14 protein-coding genes are annotated in these 19,547 nt (G+C 63.9%); 3 read left to right on the forward strand and 11 right to left on the reverse strand.

Features of this window, described 5'->3' with window-relative positions; translation table 11 throughout:
- Nucleotides 1-7 precede the first annotated feature (7 nt).
- The 4 genes from tsaB to ABQM86_RS14850 form a co-directional block, all read right to left on the reverse strand.
- On the reverse strand, nt 8-679 hold the full coding sequence (gene tsaB / locus ABQM86_RS14835; protein ID WP_369744790.1) for a tRNA (adenosine(37)-N6)-threonylcarbamoyltransferase complex dimerization subunit type 1 TsaB: 672 nt from the start codon (nt 677-679) through the stop codon (nt 8-10).
- Complete coding sequence (tsaE, locus tag ABQM86_RS14840; protein ID WP_369744791.1) at nt 679-1,263, reverse strand: tRNA (adenosine(37)-N6)-threonylcarbamoyltransferase complex ATPase subunit type 1 TsaE; 585 nt, start codon at nt 1,261-1,263, stop codon at nt 679-681. The genes tsaB and tsaE overlap by 1 nt, the downstream gene beginning before the upstream one ends.
- On the reverse strand, nt 1,260-2,513 hold the full coding sequence (alr, locus tag ABQM86_RS14845) for an alanine racemase (RefSeq protein ID WP_207594204.1): 1,254 nt from the start codon (nt 2,511-2,513) through the stop codon (nt 1,260-1,262). Before alr ends, tsaE begins: the two co-directional genes overlap by 4 nt.
- A gap of 82 nt (nt 2,514-2,595) precedes the next feature.
- A complete protein-coding gene (locus ABQM86_RS14850; protein WP_242703353.1) occupies nt 2,596-3,690 on the reverse strand; it encodes a carbohydrate kinase family protein in 1,095 nt (364 codons plus the stop codon).
- Nucleotides 3,691-3,755: 65 nt separating this feature from the next.
- Here ABQM86_RS14850 and ABQM86_RS14855 point away from each other — a divergent pair, with 65 nt between their 5' ends.
- The gene (locus ABQM86_RS14855; RefSeq protein ID WP_369744792.1) at nt 3,756-5,153 is read left to right on the forward strand and encodes a 6-phospho-beta-glucosidase; all 1,398 of its coding nucleotides are present in this window, start codon (nt 3,756-3,758) and stop codon (nt 5,151-5,153) included.
- On the opposite strand, the gene ABQM86_RS14860 is transcribed toward ABQM86_RS14855, so the two are convergent.
- Entirely contained in the window at nt 5,134-5,652 is a 519-nt protein-coding gene (locus ABQM86_RS14860) for a GNAT family N-acetyltransferase (RefSeq protein WP_207594207.1), read from the reverse strand. The genes ABQM86_RS14855 and ABQM86_RS14860 overlap by 20 nt on opposite strands.
- 125 nt (nt 5,653-5,777) lie before the next feature.
- Between ABQM86_RS14860 and mshA the strand changes: the two genes are divergently transcribed.
- Together mshA and ABQM86_RS14870 are read left to right on the forward strand one after the other, a co-directional pair.
- A complete protein-coding gene (gene mshA, locus ABQM86_RS14865; protein ID WP_369744793.1) occupies nt 5,778-7,022 on the forward strand; it encodes a D-inositol-3-phosphate glycosyltransferase in 1,245 nt (414 codons plus the stop codon).
- A 103-nt stretch (nt 7,023-7,125) separates the two neighbouring features.
- Entirely contained in the window at nt 7,126-8,814 is a 1,689-nt protein-coding gene (locus tag ABQM86_RS14870) for a formate--tetrahydrofolate ligase (protein WP_369744794.1), read from the forward strand.
- Nucleotides 8,815-9,101: 287 nt separating this feature from the next.
- On the opposite strand, the gene ABQM86_RS14875 is transcribed toward ABQM86_RS14870, so the two are convergent.
- From ABQM86_RS14875 to ABQM86_RS14900, 6 genes are all read right to left on the reverse strand, one after another.
- On the reverse strand, nt 9,102-10,187 hold the full coding sequence (locus ABQM86_RS14875) for an inositol-3-phosphate synthase (RefSeq protein ID WP_207594210.1): 1,086 nt from the start codon (nt 10,185-10,187) through the stop codon (nt 9,102-9,104).
- A 171-nt stretch (nt 10,188-10,358) separates the two neighbouring features.
- The gene (mgrA, locus tag ABQM86_RS14880) at nt 10,359-11,396 is read right to left on the reverse strand and encodes an L-glyceraldehyde 3-phosphate reductase (RefSeq protein WP_207594211.1); all 1,038 of its coding nucleotides are present in this window, start codon (nt 11,394-11,396) and stop codon (nt 10,359-10,361) included.
- 81 nt (nt 11,397-11,477) lie between these two features.
- Nucleotides 11,478-13,247 (reverse strand): malto-oligosyltrehalose trehalohydrolase, encoded by a 1,770-nt coding sequence (gene treZ, locus ABQM86_RS14885; protein ID WP_369746677.1) that lies wholly within the window; start codon nt 13,245-13,247, stop codon nt 11,478-11,480.
- A 58-nt stretch (nt 13,248-13,305) separates the two neighbouring features.
- Complete coding sequence (treY, locus tag ABQM86_RS14890) at nt 13,306-15,618, reverse strand: malto-oligosyltrehalose synthase (RefSeq protein WP_369744795.1); 2,313 nt, start codon at nt 15,616-15,618, stop codon at nt 13,306-13,308.
- On the reverse strand, nt 15,615-17,894 hold the full coding sequence (glgX, locus tag ABQM86_RS14895) for a glycogen debranching protein GlgX (RefSeq protein ID WP_369744796.1): 2,280 nt from the start codon (nt 17,892-17,894) through the stop codon (nt 15,615-15,617). The genes treY and glgX overlap by 4 nt, the downstream gene beginning before the upstream one ends.
- Nucleotides 17,895-17,963: 69 nt before the next feature.
- Complete coding sequence (locus ABQM86_RS14900; protein ID WP_369744797.1) at nt 17,964-19,541, reverse strand: NAD(P)H-hydrate epimerase; 1,578 nt, start codon at nt 19,539-19,541, stop codon at nt 17,964-17,966.
- Nucleotides 19,542-19,547: the final 6 nt, after the last annotated feature.

Raw genomic sequence — 19,547 nt, forward strand, 5'->3', positions numbered from 1 at the left:
CCTCCCCTCACAGCGCACGCTTCCGGGGCCCGGGAACCTGCGCGTCGGATTCCCGCAGGTACAGCGGAGTGGAGTCCAGCAGCGCCTGCCCGGCAGTGAGCCTGGCCAAGGCTAACTGGCCCAGCGATGCTGCGTCAGGTTGAGTCTGGGCAAAGTCCTCGTTGGCCTTCAGGACCTCGGCGTACAAACCTGCGCCGGCGCCGAACACCGGCAAATCCGGAAGCCCGGATGCGAAACCCACATGCGGCCCGTCAACAAGCTCCGGCAGTTGGCCGTCTGCCAAGGTATAGCGCGCCCAGTAAACCTCCTTGCGCCTGGCGTCGGTGGCCACCAGGAATTCAGGAGCAGCGGACGTGGACTCGGCCACCTCAAGGGCGATCGCGTCCAGGCTCATCAGGCCATACAGGGGCTTGTTCCAGACGAAGGCCAAGGTTCGGGCGGTCGCAATGCCGGACCGCAGGCCCGTGAACGGGCCCGGTCCCACTCCGGTGACGATTGCATCGATATCGGCACCCGTGACGCCCGCTCCGGCCAGGAGCTTTTCGATCCCGGGAGCCAGGACTTCGGCATGGCTGCGGGTGTCCTCAGTCGCGAAGGAATCCACCACGCTTTCCATGGCGTCGTCGGAAATCAGTGCGGCACTGGCCACCGCGGAGGTGTCTATGGCCAGGATCAGCATCAGTTGCCTTTCTCTGGTGCCGGGGTTTCAAGAAGCCGTGGAGCTTCGGCCCAGCGCGGACCGTATCCACGGAAAACCAGGGTGCGGGGTTCGTCGTCGTCATCGGTATCGAAGTCCATGACCTCACCGGCTGCTGCGGTGGCGGTTGCCGGGCTTTCCCCACCAACTGACCTGTGCAGGTCAACCTCCAGGCGGCTGTCCGAGAGGTGCTCCACCCGGTCCCTGCCCCATTCCACCACGGTCACCGCGGTGTCCATGGTGTTTTCCAGATCGATGTCGTCGATCTCCGCGGCCGATTCCAGCCGGTAGGCATCCACATGGACCAGATCCGGGCCGCCGGGCCTGGGGCCATCGGCCAGATTGGGGTGGATCCGGACCAAAACGAACGTGGGGGAAATGATGCCGGCCCGGACGCCAAGGCCTTCGCCCAGCCCCTGGGTGAACGTCGTCTTTCCCGCACCCAGTTCGCCGGTCAGGACCAAGAGATCTCCGGCCTCAAGCACCCCGCCCACGGCTGCTGCGAGCGCATGCGTCCGCTCCGCCGTCGTGACCGTCAACGTGCGCTCCCATTGGGGTTCACTCACAGTGCTGCCGCCTCTGTCGCATGGCCGGCAGCCTTGTGGGCCTCTGCCTGCGCACTTACCTCGTTGAGGTAAGTGCGTGGCACGCGCGGGCTGATGCGGGTAACAATTTCATAGTTGTTGGTCCCCGCGGCCGCGGCCCAATCGTCAGCCGTGGGACCGCCGTTTGCACCGTCTCCGAGCATGACGGCTTCCGCGCCCTTGAAAGAGGCTGCCTCTTCGGGCGTCAGTGCTCCGAGGTCGATGACCATCTGGTCCATCGCGATCCTGCCCACTACGGGGTAGTTGGTGCCGTTGACGCGGACCGGGCCGCCGGTGGCAATGCGCGGGACACCGTCGGCGTAGCCCAACGGCACCAGGCCCAGCGTGCTTTCCCCGCTGGTCCGGTAGTTGAGGCCGTAGGAGACGCCCTGGCCCTCAGGTACCTTCTTGCAGTTGGACAGCAGTGTCCGGACCGTCATGGCAGGATGCAGGCCAAGCTCGGCGGAGGTTGCCCCTTCGAAGGGCGAGAGTCCGTAGATGCCAAGGCCCACACGCACAAGATCGAAGTGCGAGTCCGGGCGGGACAGCGTGGCGGGGGTGTTGGCGATGTGCCGGACTTCCATGTCCACTCCGGCGTCCTCGGCCATGGCGATTGCCTCACGGAAGACGGCCAGTTGCTCATCGGTTTCCGGCCTGTGCGGCTCGTCAGCCACAGCGAGGTGCGAGAAGATACCCACCACACGCAGCAGGCCTTGATCCTGGTACTCCATGGCCTGGCCAACCAGTTGGTCCCAATCGGCGATGGGGCAGCCGTTACGTCCCAGGCCGGTGTCCACCTTGAGGTGGACGCGTGCGGGCCGTTCCTGTTCGCGGGCTGCGGCGACCACGGCGTCCAACTCCCAGCCGGAAATTCCGACGTCGATGCCGGCGGCTACTGCCGCTTGGAAGTTGCTTTCACGGGTGTGCAGCCAGGCGAGCAGGGGGGCATCCACTCCGGCGGCGCGCAAGGCCAGCGCCTCGGAGATATGCGCGACACCGAGCCAGGCGGCACCGGCGTCGAGTGCTGCACGTGCCACTTGGACGGCTCCGTGACCGTAAGCATCCGCCTTCACTACGGCCATGACCGTAGCAGGGGACGCAATGGCGACGAACTGACGTACGTTGTGCCGCACGGCTTCGAGGTCAATCACGGCGGAGCGTTCCAGCACCGCCGACTTTGTTATGGAGGCTTTCGACCCGATACCGATATCTGCAGCTGCTTCGTAAGTCACCCTAGAGATTCTAGTGGTGCCGGTGAATTCGGGTTAACTGCCGGCCAGCCGGTTCCCTGCTGCGCGTCGGGATTGCGCGTCATTACTGCGCGTCCGACAAATGCGCGATCGTCGCCCGTGCGCGGCGCTGGGCTTCCGCCGGGATGTCCTTGACGATAGGTTCCAGGAACGCGAAACGCCGAAGCCACTGGCTGGATTGGCGTTCCTTCCGCGCATTGGCCCGCTGCCACCAGTCGGCGATGTCTCCCCACCCGGGGGCGGCCAGGGAACCGCCTACTTCCTGGACGGCCAGGGAGGCACAGAGGTTCGCGAACCGGAGCCGGTCCCCCAACCTCCACCCCGCCAGGCACCCCACAATGAAGGCCGCCCCAAAACAATCTCCCGCACCGGTGGGATCGTAGGCGGACACCGGAAGGGAAGGCACCCATTCTTCTTCGCCGGTCTCGGAGTCCACCGCCACGGCACCCTGTGGGCCGAGCGTCACCACGGCAACGGGGACCCGGTCTGCCAGGGCGTACAGCGCCGCCCAAGGGTCCGCCTTACCGGTGAAGGCCATGGCTTCGGGCGCGTTGGGCAGGAATGCATGGAAGTTCTCCAAAAGATCCAGGCGCCGTTCGGACCACTCCCCCGTGGGATCCCAGCCCACGACGCCAAAAAGCCTGGTGCCCGCTTCCTTCGCCGCCAGCATCCACGGTTCCAGTTCCTCACCCAGGTCAGCGACGGCTGCGAGCGCCTTGGGCGGTTGTCCTATCAGCTCGGAGGAACTCACGGGGGCGGGGTGCCCGTGGGTGACCATGGACCGGTCCTGGTTGACGCAGAGCGACACGGTAACGGGTGAGTGCCAGCCCGGTATCTTTCTGGACAGCGAGAGGTCCACGTGTTCCTGGCTTTCAAGGATCTGCCAGTTGTAGTCGCCGTAGCCGTCGTCCCCAAAGGTCGCGGCGAGGTTGGTGCGCAGGCCCAGGCGCGCAGCGGCGATGGCCTGGTTGGCTACCCCGCCAGGGCAGCTTCCCATGCCTTCGCTCCAGATCTCCGTGCCGGGCTCAGGCGAGTGCGGAAGACCCGTGAAGATGATGTCCTGGAAGACGGTTCCGGTCAGGAGGAGGTCGCACTGCTGGTCCGTAGGGGACCTTAGGGAGGCAAGGGGATCAAACCGTCGCTGGGGCATAGCGTCCATGCACCGCAGACTACGCTGCACCGTAGTGGGCTGCATAGATGTTGAGGCCTGCATAGACTCGGGTCATGCGGCTCATGATCGCCGGTGGTGGCGGCTTCCGGGTACCCCTTGTCTACCGGGCTTTATGCGCGGGCCCGTTCGCCGGGCTGGTGGACGAGTTGGTGCTGTACGACGTCGACGCCGGACGGCTCGCAGCCATCGAGGCCGTGATTGGGGACATGCCCCCGGCGGGCGGTTCCACTCCCGTCGTCGTGGTGTCCACGGACCTGCGGGAGGCCCTCACTGGGGCGGACATGGTCTTTGCTGCCATCCGGCCCGGTGGCACCGCCGGCAGGATCGCCGACGAACGCGTGGCCTTGGACCTCGGTCTGCTTGGCCAGGAAACCACAGGCGCCGGCGGCATCTCCTATGCCCTGCGTTCGATCCCCCGCATGCTGGAACTGGCCGAGGCGATGCGACGCCACTGCCCCGAGGCATGGCTTATCAATTTCACCAACCCCGCCGGCATGGTCACCGAAGCACTGGAGCCAGTGCTGGGGCGCAAAGTAATCGGTATCTGCGATTCCGCCGGTGGCCTGGTCCACCGGGCGGCGCGGGCTGTTGGCGCGCCGCTCACAGAAGGAACGCTCGACGGCGTGGGCTACTTCGGCCTGAACCACCTCGGTTGGCTGTATCGGCTGGCACCCGGCGGGCAGGATCTGCTGCCGGGCCTGCTTTCCGACCATGCGGCCCTTGAGTCCATGGAAGAGGGCAGGCTGTTTGGGCAGCACACCCTGCTGCAGCTTGGCTGCCTGCCCAACGAATACCTTTACTACTACTACCAAACGGCGCAGGCTACCGACGCCATCCGCCGGCAGCAGGAAACGCGTGGAGCGTCGATACACCACCAGCAGAGTGCCCTGTATCCAGCCCTGGCAAAGGCCCCACACGCCTTTGAGCTGTGGGACGGCGCCCGCCGGGCCCGCGAGGAAGGTTACCTGGCCGAGGCCCGTACGCATGGAGAGCAACGGGACGAGTCTGATCTCGCAGGCGGCGGCTATGAGCGCGTGGCGTTGTCCGTGATGCGGGCACTGTCCGGCGGCGGTTCTGCCCAGCTGATTTTGAACGTGCCCAACGCGCCGGTGCTGCCGTCAGGCGCCCTGGCCACACCGGAGGTGGCCGTGCCCGGGCTGCCGCCGGACGCCGTCGTCGAGGTTCCCTGCGAGGTAACGCCCGACGGCGCGTTGCCGCTTGCGCAAGCACGGCCCGGCGGGCAGTTCCTCACGCTGATGCAGCACGTCAAGGAGGTGGAAAGACTGACCATCCGCGCCGTGGCCCATGGAGAGCGCAGCGCTGCCGTGGGTGCCTTCGCGGCGCATCCCTTGATCGGATCGGCGGAGCTGGGCGAACTACTCCTCACCGGGTACGAGGCAGCCTTTCCCGAACTGGCGCAGTTGTGGGGCCCTAGAGCTTCCGATACATGACGTGCAGGCCGACGTACCCGATCTCCGGGTGGTCAAAGGCCTCCGGGACCGTAGCGAGGATCCGGAAGCCCATGGACTGCCACAGCCACACTGCCCGGACGTTGCTCTCCACCACGGCGTTGTACTGCATGGCGTAGAAGCCCGCCGCCTTGGCCTCACTCAGCGAATAGGCGCAGAGGGCGCGGGCGATGCCCTGGCCTGAGTTGTTGGCCCCCACCATGTACCCGGCGTTGGCAATGTGGTTGCCGCCACCGGCTTGGTTGGCGTGGAACTCTCCTGTTCCCAGGATCTGGCCCGTGTCCTTGCCCACGGCCACGAACGTCTGGCCGGGAGCGTCCTTGGTCCACTTGTTCCTGGCCGCTTCCTCGGAGGTGTCGCGATCCCAGGTGAAGGTCTCGCCGGCCCGGATTACCGGCTCCAGGATGGCCCAGATACCGGGCCAGTCTTCAGGGGTGGCTTTGCGGATGTCGAAAGTCTGTTCTTGGCTCACAGCGGCCACGCTAGCAGCCTTGTCCAGAACACCGGGTTGCCGTGGGGTGGCTTTGATCAGCAGGAGTAGTGTTTTCTGCAGGGCAAAGGCGTGTTGGCTGTTTGCTGTTTGCTGTGAGTGTCAGGAGGAATGCGGTGCCGTTGATCCGTCGTGTGGCGTTCCTGTCCTTGCACACCTCCCCCATGGAGCAGCCGGGTGCCGGTGATGCCGGTGGAATGAACGTCTACGTCCGGGCGTTGGCCATGGCACTCGCGGAGTCCGGGGTGGAGGTGGAGATCTTTACCCGTTCCACCAAAGCGGGCCAAGCCGCCGTCGAGCATCCAGGTCCCGGCGTCTGCGTCCACAACGTCATGGCCGGGCCGCGCCGGAAACTGCCCAAAGAAGAATTGCCTGCCCTCCTGCATCAGATGGTGGAAGAAATCGACAGGATCCGGGGAAGCCAACTTCACGGCCGCTACGATGCCATCCATTCGCACTACTGGGTTTCCGGGGTGGCAGGGCTTGAGTTGGCCCAGCTTTGGGGTGTTCCGCTGGTCCACACCATGCACACCATGGCCAAGGTCAAAAACCTGGTCCTCGAATCCGGCGAACGCCCCGAGCCCCGGCGCCGCGAGGAGGGTGAGCAGCGGATTGTGGATGGCGCAGCCCGGCTGGTGGCCAACACTCCTGCCGAGGCCGAAGAACTGGTGTCACACTACGGTGCCGATCTTGACCGGATCGACGTCGCGCCGCCGGGCGTGGACCTCAAAGTGTTCACACCGTCTTTCCGGCGGAAGTCGCGATCCTTGCGGGGTGTCAGGCCGGACAGTTTCCATATCCTCTTCGCCGGCCGCATCCAGCGGCTCAAGGGCCCCCAGGTGTTCGTCAAAGCCGCGGGAATCCTGCGTAAGCGCAGGCCGGACATTGACCTTGAGATGACCATTCTGGGATCTCTTAGCGGGGCCAAGGATTTCAACCTTCAACACATCATCGAAGACGCCGGACTGGCCGACGTCGTCACTCATCGGCCGCCTGTCGTGGCGCCGGAGCTGGCCAGTTGGTTCCGTTCAGCAGACGTCGTTGTCATGCCCTCGTTCAGCGAATCCTTCGGTTTGGTGGCCTTGGAAGCACAGGCGTGCGGTACACCTGTGGTGGCCACCAATGTGGGTGGCCTGTCCCGCGCAATTTCCGACGGGCGCACGGGCATGCTGGTGGACGGGCACGACCCCTCCGACTGGGCAGACGCCCTGGAAGACCTCTACGATGACGTCCAGACCCGGGAAGACATGGGCCGGTTGGCGGCCACCCATGCCGAATCCTTCGGATGGCAACGGACGGCAGCCATCACCTTGGAAAGCTACCGCGAATCAGTAGGTGGCCTGCTGGTTCCCCGGCGCTGAGCCTTCGCCGGATCCCCCGCCGGGACTGATAGATTGTCGCGCACAGCGAACCAACGCCTGCAGCACCAACCCCGCTGCGGGGACACCCAGCCGAAGGACAACGATGTCTGAGAACAAGGTCATGTCTGATCTTGAAATTGCCCGCAACGCCACCATCCTGCCCATTGTGGACATCGCCCAACGCGCGGGCATCACAGTGGATGCCCTTGAGTTGTATGGGCCCTATAAGGCCAAGATCAATCCAGCCAAGCTGGTCCTCCCGGCACGCACAGTACCTGGCAAGGTGGTCCTGGTGTCTGCCATGTCCCCCACCCCGGCGGGTGAAGGGAAGTCCACCACCACCGTGGGGCTCGCAGACTCGCTGGCACGCGCGGGACACAAAGTGATGATCGCCCTGCGCGAGCCATCCTTGGGTCCCATCCTGGGCATGAAGGGCGGAGCCACTGGCGGTGGTTACTCGCAGGTGTTGCCGATGGATGACATCAACCTGCACTTCACCGGCGACTTCCATGCGATCACTTCCGCCAACAACGCCCTCATGGCACTGGTGGACAACCATATTTTCCAAGGCAACGAACTCGGTATCGATCCCCGCCGCATGACCTTCAAACGCGTGCTGGACATGAACGACCGTGCCCTGCGGGAAGTAGTCATCGGCCTCGGCGGGCCTGTGCAGGGCGTGCCCCGGCAGGATGGCTTCGACATCACTGTCGCGTCCGAAATCATGGCGGTCTTCTGCCTGGCCACGGACTTGGACGATCTCCGCTCGCGGCTGGGTCGGATCACCTTCGGCTACACCTACGATCGCGCGCCGGTCACCGTTGCCGACCTCGGCGTTGAGGGTGCCCTGACCATGCTGTTGAAGGACGCCATCAAGCCCAACCTCGTCCAGACCATCGCCGGGACACCGGCTTTGGTCCATGGTGGCCCGTTCGCGAACATCGCCCACGGCTGCAACTCGTTGATCGCCACCAGCACGGCCATGCAACTCGCAGACATCGTGGTCACCGAAGCGGGATTCGGAGCAGACCTCGGCGCCGAAAAGTACATGGACATCAAGGCGAGAATCGCCGCGGTGGCGCCATCCGCCGTCGTGGTGGTTGCGACCATCAGGGCCCTCAAGATGCAGGGCGGGGTCCCCAAGGACCAACTCAGCCGACCGAACGTCGAAGCCGTGGCCGCCGGGGTGGAGAACCTCCGGAGACACGTCCGGAACGTCGCCAAGTTCGGCATCTCCCCCATTGTCTCCATCAACAAGTTCGGCACGGACACCCCCGAGGAACTGGAGTGGCTGCTCGCCTGGTGCGCCGCGGAAGGTGTTGAAGCCGCCGTCGCCGATGTCTGGGGCCGGGGCGGCGGAGGCGACGGCGGTGACGACCTCGCTGCCAAGGTCGCAGCTGCGCTTGACGCGCCCTCCGATTTCCACCACCTCTACCCGCTGGAAATCCCTGTGGAGAACAAGATCAGGACCATCGTGCAGGAGATCTACGGGGCCGACGGCGTCGAGTTCTCGGTTCCCGCCCTGAAACGCCTCGCGGAGATCGAAAAGAACGGTTGGTCCGACTTCCCCGTCTGCATGGCCAAGACACAGTATTCCTTCACGGACGATGCCTCCCGGCTGGGGGCGCCCAAGGGATTCACCGTGCACGTCCGCGAGCTGATCCCCAAGACCGGCGCCGGGTTCATTGTCGCGTTGACCGGCGCTGTCATGACCATGCCCGGACTGCCCAAGGAGCCGGCCGCGATGCGCATGGACGTGGACGTCGAAGGACAACCCACCGGCCTCTTCTAACGTTCTCTCACATCCCACGCCCTTCCGACCAACGCTCTCTCACATCCCACGCCCTCCCAACCAACGCTCTCTCACATCCCACGCCCTTCCGGCCAACGCTCTCTCACATCCCGCGCCCTTCCGGCCAGCGCTCTCTCACTCTTTTGAGAAAAGTGAGCGAGCGTCCGCACCAAACCCGAGGGATGTGAGCGAGCATCCACCCGAAACCCGAGGGATGTGAGAGAAGGTTCGGAGAATGGCAAACGCCCCCGTATCGGATACGGGGGCGTTTGGTGTGACAGAGGTGTTTAGCGCTCGATGTCGCCGCGGATGAAAGCCTCAACCTTCTCGCGGGCGAGGTCGTCGTTGAACTGCTCCGGCGGGGACTTCATGAAGTAGCTGGAAGCAGACAGCAGCGGGCCGCCGATGCCGCGGTCCAGGCCGATCTTGGCGGCACGGATGGCGTCGATGATGACACCTGCGGAGTTCGGGGAATCCCAAACCTCGAGCTTGTATTCGAGGGACACCGGGGCATCACCGAAGTTGCGGCCTTCGAGGCGGACGAAGGCCCACTTGCGGTCATCGAGCCAGGCAACGTAGTCGGACGGCCCAATGTGGACGTCATCGGCGTGCAGCTCGGCCTCAACATTGGAGGTCACAGCCTGGGTCTTGGAGATCTTCTTGGATTCGAGACGATCGCGCTCCAGCATGTTCTTGAAGTCCATGTTGCCACCGACATTCAGCTGGTACGTGCGGTCCAGCGTAACGCCGCGGTCTTCGAAGAGCTTGGCCATGACACGGTGCGTGATGGTGGCACCGATCTGGCTCTTGATGTCATCGCCCACGATCGGGACACCGGCCTCAGTGAACTTGTCAGCCCACTCCTTGGTTCCGGCGATGAAGACCGGGAGTGCGTTCACGAACGCAACACCGGCGTCGATGGCGCACTGGGCGTAGAACTTTGCAGCCTGGTCCGAACCGACGGGCAGGTAGCAAACCATGACGTCAGCCTTGGCCTCGCGCAGCGCTGCGACGATGTCCACGGTTTCGTCCGGTGCCTCAACAATAGTCTCGCGGTAGTACTTGCCCAGGCCGTCCAGGGTGTGGCCGCGCTGGACGGTGACACCAGTGGCGGGGACGTCGGCGATCTTGATGGTGTTATTTTCGCTGGCGCCGATGGCGTCGGCCAGGTCCAGTCCAACCTTCTTGCTGTCGACGTCGAAAGCAGCAACGAACTGGACGTCGTTGACGTGGTACTGGCCGAACTCGACGTGCATCAGACCCGGGATCGTGGCCTTGGGGTCAGCGTCGCGATAGTACTGAACACCTTGGACCAGCGATGCGGCGCAGTTACCTACGCCGACAATGGCAACACGAATCGGATGTGAAGACACGGAACTCCTTTTGAGAACTAAACCTCATGTGCCAGGCGCAGCCCTGACTGAGTCCAGGGCACGACTGATTGGCACGGCGCCATTCGGCGCACTCTTGCATTGTAACCAACACAGCAGGGGCCGGCTTTGTTCCCGGCCGGCCCCTGCTGTTTTATGGCGAAACTTCCGAGGCTACTTCTGGGCCCACCGGTTGATGTCCGACTCCACAGCGAACTCGTCGATCGCCGTCAGCTCATCAGTGGTGAACTTCAGGTTGTTGATGGCACTGAGCGTGTCCTCCAACTGGGCCACGCTTGAGGCACCCACCAATGCGGAGGTCACCGGCGAGCCCTTCGGCTGGTCGCGCAGGATCCAGGCGATGGCCATCTGGGCCAGCGTCTGCCCGCGACCTTCGGCGATGGCGTTCAATCCCCGGACCCGGTCCAGCTTCTCCTCGGTCAGCTGTGCTTCGGACAGGAACCGCTCCTTGGCGGCCCGTGAATCGGCCGGTACGCCGTTGAGGTAGCGGTTGGTGAGCATTCCTTGGGCGAGGGGCGAGAACGCGATGGAACCGGCGCCTACTTGGTCCAGTGCCTCGTAGAGATTGGGCGTGCCGTTCTCCGTCCAGCGGTTCAGCATGGAGTAGCTGGGCTGGTGGATGAGCAGCGGGGTTCCGAGCTCCTTGAGGATCCGGGCAGCTTCAAGGGTCTGCTCCGGGGTGTAGGAGGAGATGCCGGCGTAGAGCGCCTTGCCTGATCGGACAGCGTAGTCCAAGGCACCCATTGTTTCTTCCAGCGGAGTCTCGGGGTCGGGACGGTGGCTGTAGAAAATATCCACATAGTCCAGGCCCATGCGCTCCAGCGACTGGTCCAGGCTGGAAATCAGGTATTTGCGGGATCCCCACTCGCCGTACGGGCCGGGCCACATGTAGTAACCGGCTTTGGTGGAGATGACCAGTTCGTCACGGTACGGCTTGAAATCATCCTTCAGGTGGCGCCCGAAGTTGGTCTCGGCTGAGCCATCCGGCGGTCCGTAATTGTTGGCGAGGTCGAAGTGGTTGACACCGAGATCGAAGGCGCGGCGCAGGATGGCACGCTGTTCGTCAAAACGTTTGTCATCGCCGAAGTTGTGCCAGAGTCCCAAGGAGATGGCGGGGAGCTTGAGTCCACTGCGTCCGACGCGGCGGTAGGGCATGGTTTCGTAGCGGTTTTCCGCGGCCGAATAAGTCATACGTACCATCCTGCCACTGCACAATCCAGGGTGACGGCGGTGTCCGCCATGTGGGCGCCGTCACCCCGGATTGTGTATGGCTTAGTTGACGCGCACGACGGCGGCGCTCCCGCCGGGAAGCGTCAGTGTTCCCTCATCGAGGACTGCTTCATGGTCGGTGGCCAACAATATGGAGCCGCTGAGGGGTGTCCCGAGTGCCTCGTCACCGAAGTTGCACACCACCCGGACAGTGCCGCGGGAGATCTGCAGCCAGTGTTCGTCGTCGTCGTATTCCACCACTGTGCTGCCGAAGCCACCGTCCACCAACTCGGGGGTGTTTCGGCGCAGCTGTGCTAAATCCTTGTACAGCTGGAGCAGGCGTGCATGGTTTCCCTCGCCGGCTTCTTCCCACTTGAGTTTGGACCGGAGGAAGGTTTCCGGGTCCTGTGGGTCCGGCACCACCGCGGGGTCCCACCCCATGCGTTCGAACTCCTTGATGCGGCCCTCTGCGGTAGCCTTCCCGAGCTCGGGCTCCGGATGGGAGGTGAAGAACTGCCACGGCGTAGACGCACCGAATTCCTCGCCCATGAAGAGCATGGGCGTAAATGGAGATGTCATGGTCAGCACAGCACCGATGGCCAGCTTCCCATAGGACAGCGACGCGGTGAGGCGGTCACCGATGGCGCGGTTGCCGATTTGGTCGTGGTTCTGGAGGCAGACAACCAAAGCTGACGGGTGCGCCAGATCCCTGCGGATGGGCCGGCCGTGGTGCCGTCCGCGGAAGCTGGAGTAACTGCCATCGTGAAGGAATCCATGCTCCAGCACCTTGGCCAGGACCGCCAGTGAATCGAAGTCCGCGTAGTAGCCGGTGGTTTCCCCGCTCAGGTTGACGTGAACGGCGTGGTGGAAATCGTCGCTCCACTGCCCATCAAGTCCGTAGCCGTTGTCCTTGCGTGGATATATGAGGCGCGGGTTGTTCAAGTCCGACTCAGCGATCAAAGTCCGGGGAATTCCCGTCTCGGCCTCGATCTGATCGCCCAGAGCCCCGAACTCCTCCAGAATGTGGACGGCCCGTTCGTCACGCAGCGCGTGGACGGCATCGAGGCGGAGACCGTCCACATGGTAGTCACGGAGCCACATCGCCGCGTTCTCCAGGATGTAGCGCCGGACGTCGTCTGAGCCTGGGCCATCCAGGTTGACGGAGTCACCCCACGTATTTCCCTCCCCTGATTTCAGGTAGGGGCCGAACTTGGGCAGGTAGTTTCCGCTGGGTCCAAGGTGGTTGTAGACGACATCCTGGATGACGCCCAAGCCGGCAGCATGCGCGGCGTCCACGAATCGCTGGTACGCCGCCGGGCCGCCGTAGGGCTCATGGACGGCGTACCAAAGCACTCCGTCGTAGCCCCAATTGTGGACACCGTTGAAACCGTTGACCGGAAGCAACTCGATGAAGTCCACGCCAAGGTCCACCAAGTAGTCCAGCTTGGCAGCGGCGGCATCCAGCGTTCCTTCCGGTGTAAAGGTACCCAGGTGAAGTTCATAGATGACGGCTCCCTTGAGCAGCCGTCCCTTCCAAGCCGAGTCCTGCCACTCATGGATGGAGGGATCGAACGTGGCGGACAACTCGTGCACTCCGTCCGGCTGCCTCCGCGAGCGCGGATCAGGGAACGGACCCTCTCCGTCCACGATGTACCCGTACGGTACACCGTCACTTTCCTGGCCAGCCACATCAGCCGGCGCCCGCCACCAGCCCGGGGCGGCGGCGTCGTGGTGTTCCATGGGGTACTCACGTCCATCGGCAACAAGCCGGACCGAGTCGGCGTTCGGCGCCCAGACGTCGTAGCGGTTTTTTCCAGCAGCGTGCTCCAGCATCATGCTCCCTTATGCGTGTTCAAGCGTGCGTTGCAGTGATGGTTTGCGGTGGTGGGGATCAGTCCGTAGGCACCAGCAGTGCCACGGGGTACTGCTCCAACAACGTGGCCAAGTGGACAGTGCCGGCACTGTATGTCTGTCCGGTGAGTTCGTCCCGGGCGTTGACGGACAATTCGATGATTGTGTCCCGCCAGCCGCCTTCCCGCGCAAGCCGCTTGGGCAGTCGGGTGGCAACGGTGAGGGCACCGCGCCGATCAGCTCCGCGGTCGAAGGCCACTACGTGATCTGCGGCCGCACCTTGTGCGACCACCGGCAGGTATCCGCCGAAGAGCTCAGGCCGATCGCGCCGCAACCGCAGCGCACGGGACACTACCAGCAGCTTGGCTGCCTCATCGGTGAACAGTGGCGCAGCGCCGTTGTCCAGCTCCGCCAAGGCAGTCATACGGGCCTGGAAGTCAACGGGCCGCCTGTTGTCAGGATCAGTCAGGGAGCCGTCGCGGAATTCCGTGCCCTGGTAGACGTCAGGAACCCCGGGCATGGTCAGCTGGACCAACTTGGCCGACAACGAGTTGGACGTCCCGTACGGTTCGAGCTCAGCGACAAAGTTGGCCAGCGCCGCTGCAACCTCCGGCACATCAAAGACAGAGTCGACGGCGGCAGCCAAGTGGCGCTCGAAGTCCTGGTTAGGGTCGGTCCAATTTGTCGAGTTACCGGCCTCGCGCGCCGCCTTCAGGGCATACGACTGAAGACGTCCGCGGTCTGCCGGCCACGCACCAACAATTGACTGCCACACCAGCGCGGCCAACGGGCCGTCCGGAATCGGGGCCAACTCCTGCACTGTCCCCAAGAAGAGTTCCCACTCCGGGACGGCCTCGGAAATGACCGATATACGCGCCCGGGCGTCCTCGCTTCGCTTGGTGTCATGGGTGCTCAGCGTGGTCATGGACAACGGCAGGACCTGCTGGCGGCGGGCCATGCGCTCATGGAAGACCCCGCTGGACACGGCGAATTCGGTGGGATCGGCCCCTACCTCGGTGAGGGTACCCAGACGGGTGTAGCGGAAGAAGGCTGTGTCCTCCACACCCTTGGCCATCACCATGCCGGAGGTCTGCTGGAAACGCCGGGCCAAGGCGCCGGTGGAATCGAGCAGCAGCGGCGTCAGGTCTTCCAATACCGCCTTGAGGTCTGCACGGTTTTCCGCGGCATGGCGGATGGATTCCACCAGGACGTCCTGACCGTACGGGAGGTAGGTGCGGTAGATCGGGAAGCAGCAAATGACTTCCGCGATGGCATCGGCCACCTTGTCCGCCGGCAAGTCCATGGAAGGAGGCACCAGGCGTGCGAGCCTCAGAATCTCTGACCGCAGGATGCCATCCGCAATACGGCGCTTGGTCCCGTGGATCATCTCCTCGTAGTCCGCCGGGGCATCCGCATCCCGAAGCCTGGCGTCGAGGGAATCGAGGGATTCCTCCGCTGCGGGGTCCACGAAAAGCCGGTCCACGTCAGCGAGGGCGTCATAACCGGTGGTGCCTTCGCAGTCGAAGGTGTCCGGCAACTGCTCCCCCGGCTCCAGGATTTTCTCGACAAGCAGGTACGCGCCGCCCGTTGCTTCCCGCAGCCTGGCCAGATAGCCCTCGGGATCCGCCAGGCCGTCCGGATGGTCGATCCTGAGCCCATCCACCAGTTCCTCACGGAACCACCGGACGATCTCTTCATGGGACTCGTCGAAGACCCATGGGATCTCCACCCGGACACCAGCGAGGGTATTCACAGCGAAGAACCGGCGGTAGTTCAGTTCGGCGTCGGCCCTGCGCCAGCCGATGAGCTGATAGTGCTGCCGGGCGTGGACGTCCTGGGGGCTGTCACCAGGGGCAAAGGTGCCCTCGGCCAAGGGAAAACGGTGATCGTAATAGTGCAGTTCACTGTCCACCACAGTGAGTTGCTCCAGGTCCTCATCGCTACCCAGGACCGGAATACGGATTTTCCCGCCACCGAAATCCCAATCGACGTCGAAGGCCTCGGCGTACTTGGACCCGGGTCCTTCCTTCAGGAGCTGCCACCACCAGGCATTCTGCCCGGCCGAGGCTACGCCCATGTGGTTGGGCACAATGTCGGCCAAAATGCCCAAGCCCTGTTCCCGGGCCGCCTTTGAAAGTGCAGCGAGCCCCTCGGGACCACCGCGTGAGGGATCCACGGTGGAGGGATCGGTGACGTCATAGCCGTGATCCGATCCCTCCTCCGCGGTCAGGATGGGCGAGAGATAGACCCAGTCCACCCCGAGGGTCCGCAGGTAGCCCGTGAGCTCCGCCGCGTCCTGAAGTGTCAGTCCTGGCCGGATCTGGAGCCGGTACGTCGAGACGGGAGTCCTCATGAATCCGCCTTCTTCGTTGCTCCGGACTCCTCGCCGGCCGGGGCGTCTCCCTTGTAGTCGAAGGGCAGCGACGTCACAGCAGGAGCCGTCATGGACGCCGTTTCCGGAGTGCTCGTCTGGGTCAGCGCAGCCAGTGATGCTGCCACGGAGTGGTCAGGCTCTATCTCGGGAGTGCTGTGCGCACGCAGTACTACCAGGGACTTGGCACCGACCATGAGGATCTGGTCCGGCTTGACGACACCCGCCTCGGCACCTTCTCCGGCGGTGTCGATCATGACATCCCATGCCGGTGCGTATTCATCCGAGGGAATCCGGAAGCCTACCTCGTCCTGATCCGCGTTGAAGTAGAGCAGGAAGTTGACGTCGGTAATGCGCCGTCCTTGGTTATCACGGCCATGAATGCCATCGCCGTTCAGGAAAACACCAACGGAGCGTCCCAGCGCTTCATCCCAATCCGAGGGACTCATGGTGCTCGCGTCAGCGTCCAACCATACGATGTCCGGCAGACGTTCGCCTTCGCCTCGGAGCACCGGGCGTCCATCAAAGAACCGGCTTCGTCGAAGGCTGGGGTGCTTGGCACGCAGTGCGCACACGGCAGCGGTGAACTCGATGAGCGGCTGGTCCACGTTCTCCCAGTTGATCCACGTCAGTTCAGAGTCCTGGCAGTAGCCGTTGTTGTTGCCGCGCTGTGTCCTGCCGAGCTCGTCGCCGTGGAGCAGCATGGGTACACCTTGCGAGAGGAACAGCGTGGCGATGAAGTTGCGCTGTTGGCGCGCCCTCAGGCCCAGGACTGTGGGGTCCTCGGTGGGTCCTTCGGTGCCGCAGTTCCACGAGCGGTTGTGGGATTCGCCGTCGTTGTTGTCTTCGCCATTGGCCTCATTATGTTTTTCGTTATAGGAAACGAGGTCGGCCAGGGTGAAGCCATCGTGGGCCGTGACGAAGTTGATCGATGCCACCGGACGGCGGCCCGAGTGCTCATAAAGATCTGCGGAGCCGGTCAACCGGGACGCGAATTCACCCAAGGTGGACGGTTCCCCGCGCCAGAAGTCGCGGACAGTATCGCGGTACTGGCCGTTCCATTCGGTCCACTGCGGCGGGAAGTTACCCACCTGGTAGCCGCCGGGACCAACGTCCCACGGCTCGGCGATGAGCTTCACCTGGGAAACCACCGGATCCTGCTGGATGAGTTCGAAGAAGGTTGAAAGCTTGTCGACGTCGTAGAACTCGCGGGCCAGCGTGGACGCGAGGTCGAACCGGAAACCGTCCACGTGCATCTCGGTCACCCAGTACCGCAGGGAGTCCATGAGCAGTTGAAGGGAGTGCGGGCTCCGGACATTCAGCGAGTTTCCCGTGCCGGTGTAGTCCATGTAGTACTTCTGGTCGTCTTCCACCAGGCGGTAGTACGCGGAGTTGTCAATCCCCTTGAAGGACAACGTGGGTCCCAGGTGGTTGCCCTCTGCCGTGTGGTTGTACACCACGTCCAGGATGACTTCGATGCCCGCCGTGTGCAGGGCACGCACCATGGCCTTGAAGTCCTGGACCTGCTGGCCGGTATCGCCCTTGGAGCTGTAGCTGTTGTGGGGCGCAAAGAAACCAATGGTGTTGTAGCCCCAGTAGTTGTTCAGGCCCTTGTCCTGCAGAATGCCGTCGTTGACGAACTGGTGCACCGGCATCAGTTCAATGGCGGTGATTCCCAGTTTCTGCAGGTGCGAGATGACCGCAGGGTGGGCCACCCCGGCATAAGTACCACGCTGTTCTTCGGGTACCTCCGGGTGCATCTGCGTCAAGCCCTTAACGTGGGCCTCGTAAATGACCGACTTGTGGTACGGAATCCGCAGAAGCTTGTCTCCGTCCCAGTCAAAGAACGGGTTGATGACGACGCCCAGCATCATGTGCGGTGCGGAGTCCTCATCATTGCGGGAGTCCGGGTCCCCCAGGTTGTACGAGAACAGCGCCGGGTCCCAGTCGATCTGCCGGTGGATGGCCTTGGCGTAAGGATCCAGCAGCAACTTGTTGGGGTTGAAGCGCTGACCGGCGTCGGGGTCGTATGGCCCGTGCACACGGTAACCGTACTTTTGCCCCGGCTGAACCTGCGGAAGGTAGCAGTGCCATACGTAACCATCCACCTCGGTGACTTCCACGCGGACTTCCCCGCCGTCGTCGTCAAAGAGGCACAACTCTACTCTTTCGGCCTTCTCGCTGAACAGCGCGAAGTTGGTGCCGGTGCCGTCAAAGGTGGCACCCAGCGGATAAGCCGATCCAGGCCAGACTTCCATGCGTTCTCCTCTTGATGATGCGAACAACTGCTGCAAGCCTACTCATGACCCATGACACGGACAGTAACCTTAGGGTCTTGGACGGTCGCATTCCGCGTTGAGCGAACCGATGACGCCTGGTACCGCTGCCATGATCGCCGACGCTGTAATGGGGCCGCCGGCCAATTCCGCGGACGCTGCCGTTCCCGCGCGTCCATGGACGCTCGCCGCAACAGCCGCCACAGCAGCCCAGCGGTCGGCAACGTCCAGTCCCAAGCCGGCATAGGCGCCGTCGTCGTCCTTGATCGTTTCCGCGCTCTGCGCCAGCAACGCGCCCAGCACTCCCCCCAGGACATCCCCGCTTCCCGCAGTCGCCATCCACGCGGTGCCCTCGGATTGGCTGAAAACAACGCCCGACGGCGACGCCACCAGTGTGGTGGCTCCCTTCAGGAGCACGGTGGCGCCCGTTTGTTCGGCGGCCTGCCGTGCGAAATGCAACGGACGCGACTCCACGTCATCACGGGTCACAGCTACCTCCCCCGTGGAGGGAAGGGAGTCCAGAAGCGTAGCCAGTTCTCCAGCGTGTGGCGTCAGTATCCAATGGGGCGGACAGCGCTCCGGAAGGAGGCTGAGTGCACCAGCATCCACCACCACCGGCACATCGGCGGCCAAGGCAGCCGCAGCAGCGTCCCTCGCGCGCTCCAGCTGCTCTTCCCCAGCAACGCCCGAGCCCAGCAACCACGCCTGGACGCGGCCGGGTTCATCGGGTTCCCAGAGGGCTTCGGGGGTTTGGGCGAGCACCAACTGTCCCACCGTTTGGGGCCCGGCGTAGCGCACCATCCCCGCTCCTGCGAGGGCTGCGGCATGAACACCCAGAACAGCAGCACCGGGGAACCGAACCGAACCGGCTACGACGCCCAGGACACCCCGGGAGTATTTGTGTGCCCGGCGGCCAGGATGGGGCAGTACTGCCCCTACATCCTGGGAGGTGAGGCGGCGGAGCTCCGGCTGCTGGGACGTTAGCGATCCTTCGATGCCGATCTCCACCACGTGCACCCGCCCGGCACTGCCCTCACCGGGATCGGTCATCAGCCCTGCCTTCACGCCTCCAAAGGTGACTGTGACATCTGCTTCCAGCACCGGCCAGTGAACTTCGCCGCTGTTGGCGTCCAGGCCGCTGGGGAGATCACAGGCCACTACCAACCGTGGACGCAGTTCCTGGAGGCACGCAACCAGTTCCGCTGAAGGGCCACGCAGGCCCCCACGCGCACCCGTCCCGAGCAGGGCATCGATGACCACATCGCCGGCGGCGCACAGGACCGCGAGTTCTTCAGCATTCCCGGGTTCGAGGTACAAGGTCCTCCCGTTGGCTGCGGCAAAAGCAGCCAACGCCTCCGGGTGTACTTCAGCCGAGGCGAGTACCGCCGTCGTTCGCATCCCCCGGCGGGCCAGCAGGGCCGCGGCGAAGAGACCGTCCCCGCCGTTGTTGCCCTGGCCTGTCAGGACAGTCACGCTGGCACCCGCCAGGCTGCGCCGGGTTTTGACCTCGCGCACCACGGCTTGGGCCAGCCCGAACGCTGCCCGTTGCATAAGAACAGCGCCCTCACCGGCGTCAAGGAGCGGTTGTTCCGCATCCCTGATCTGTTGTCCGGTGAAGGCGCTGATCATTGCTGT

This window comes from Paenarthrobacter sp. AMU7, from assembly GCF_041200195.1.
Taxonomy (GTDB): domain Bacteria; phylum Actinomycetota; class Actinomycetes; order Actinomycetales; family Micrococcaceae; genus Arthrobacter.

Bases quoted from the DNA above. Each gene is read 5' to 3' on its own strand.
- tsaB (WP_369744790.1), bottom strand. From the start codon at position 679: ATGCTGATCCTGGCCATAGACACCTCCGCGGTGGCCAGTGCCGCACTG.
- ABQM86_RS14850 (WP_242703353.1), bottom strand. From the start codon at position 3,690: ATGGACGCTATGCCCCAGCGACGGTTTGATCCCCTTGCCTCCCTAAGG.
- ABQM86_RS14855 (WP_369744792.1), top strand. From the start codon at position 3,756: ATGCGGCTCATGATCGCCGGTGGTGGCGGCTTCCGGGTACCCCTTGTC.
- ABQM86_RS14870 (WP_369744794.1), top strand. From the start codon at position 7,126: ATGTCTGAGAACAAGGTCATGTCTGATCTTGAAATTGCCCGCAACGCC.
- mgrA (WP_207594211.1), bottom strand. From the start codon at position 11,396: ATGACTTATTCGGCCGCGGAAAACCGCTACGAAACCATGCCCTACCGC.
- treZ (WP_369746677.1), bottom strand. From the start codon at position 13,247: ATGCTGGAGCACGCTGCTGGAAAAAACCGCTACGACGTCTGGGCGCCG.
- treY (WP_369744795.1), bottom strand. From the start codon at position 15,618: ATGAGGACTCCCGTCTCGACGTACCGGCTCCAGATCCGGCCAGGACTG.
- glgX (WP_369744796.1), bottom strand. From the start codon at position 17,894: ATGGAAGTCTGGCCTGGATCGGCTTATCCGCTGGGTGCCACCTTTGAC.
- ABQM86_RS14900 (WP_369744797.1), bottom strand. From the start codon at position 19,541: ATGATCAGCGCCTTCACCGGACAACAGATCAGGGATGCGGAACAACCG.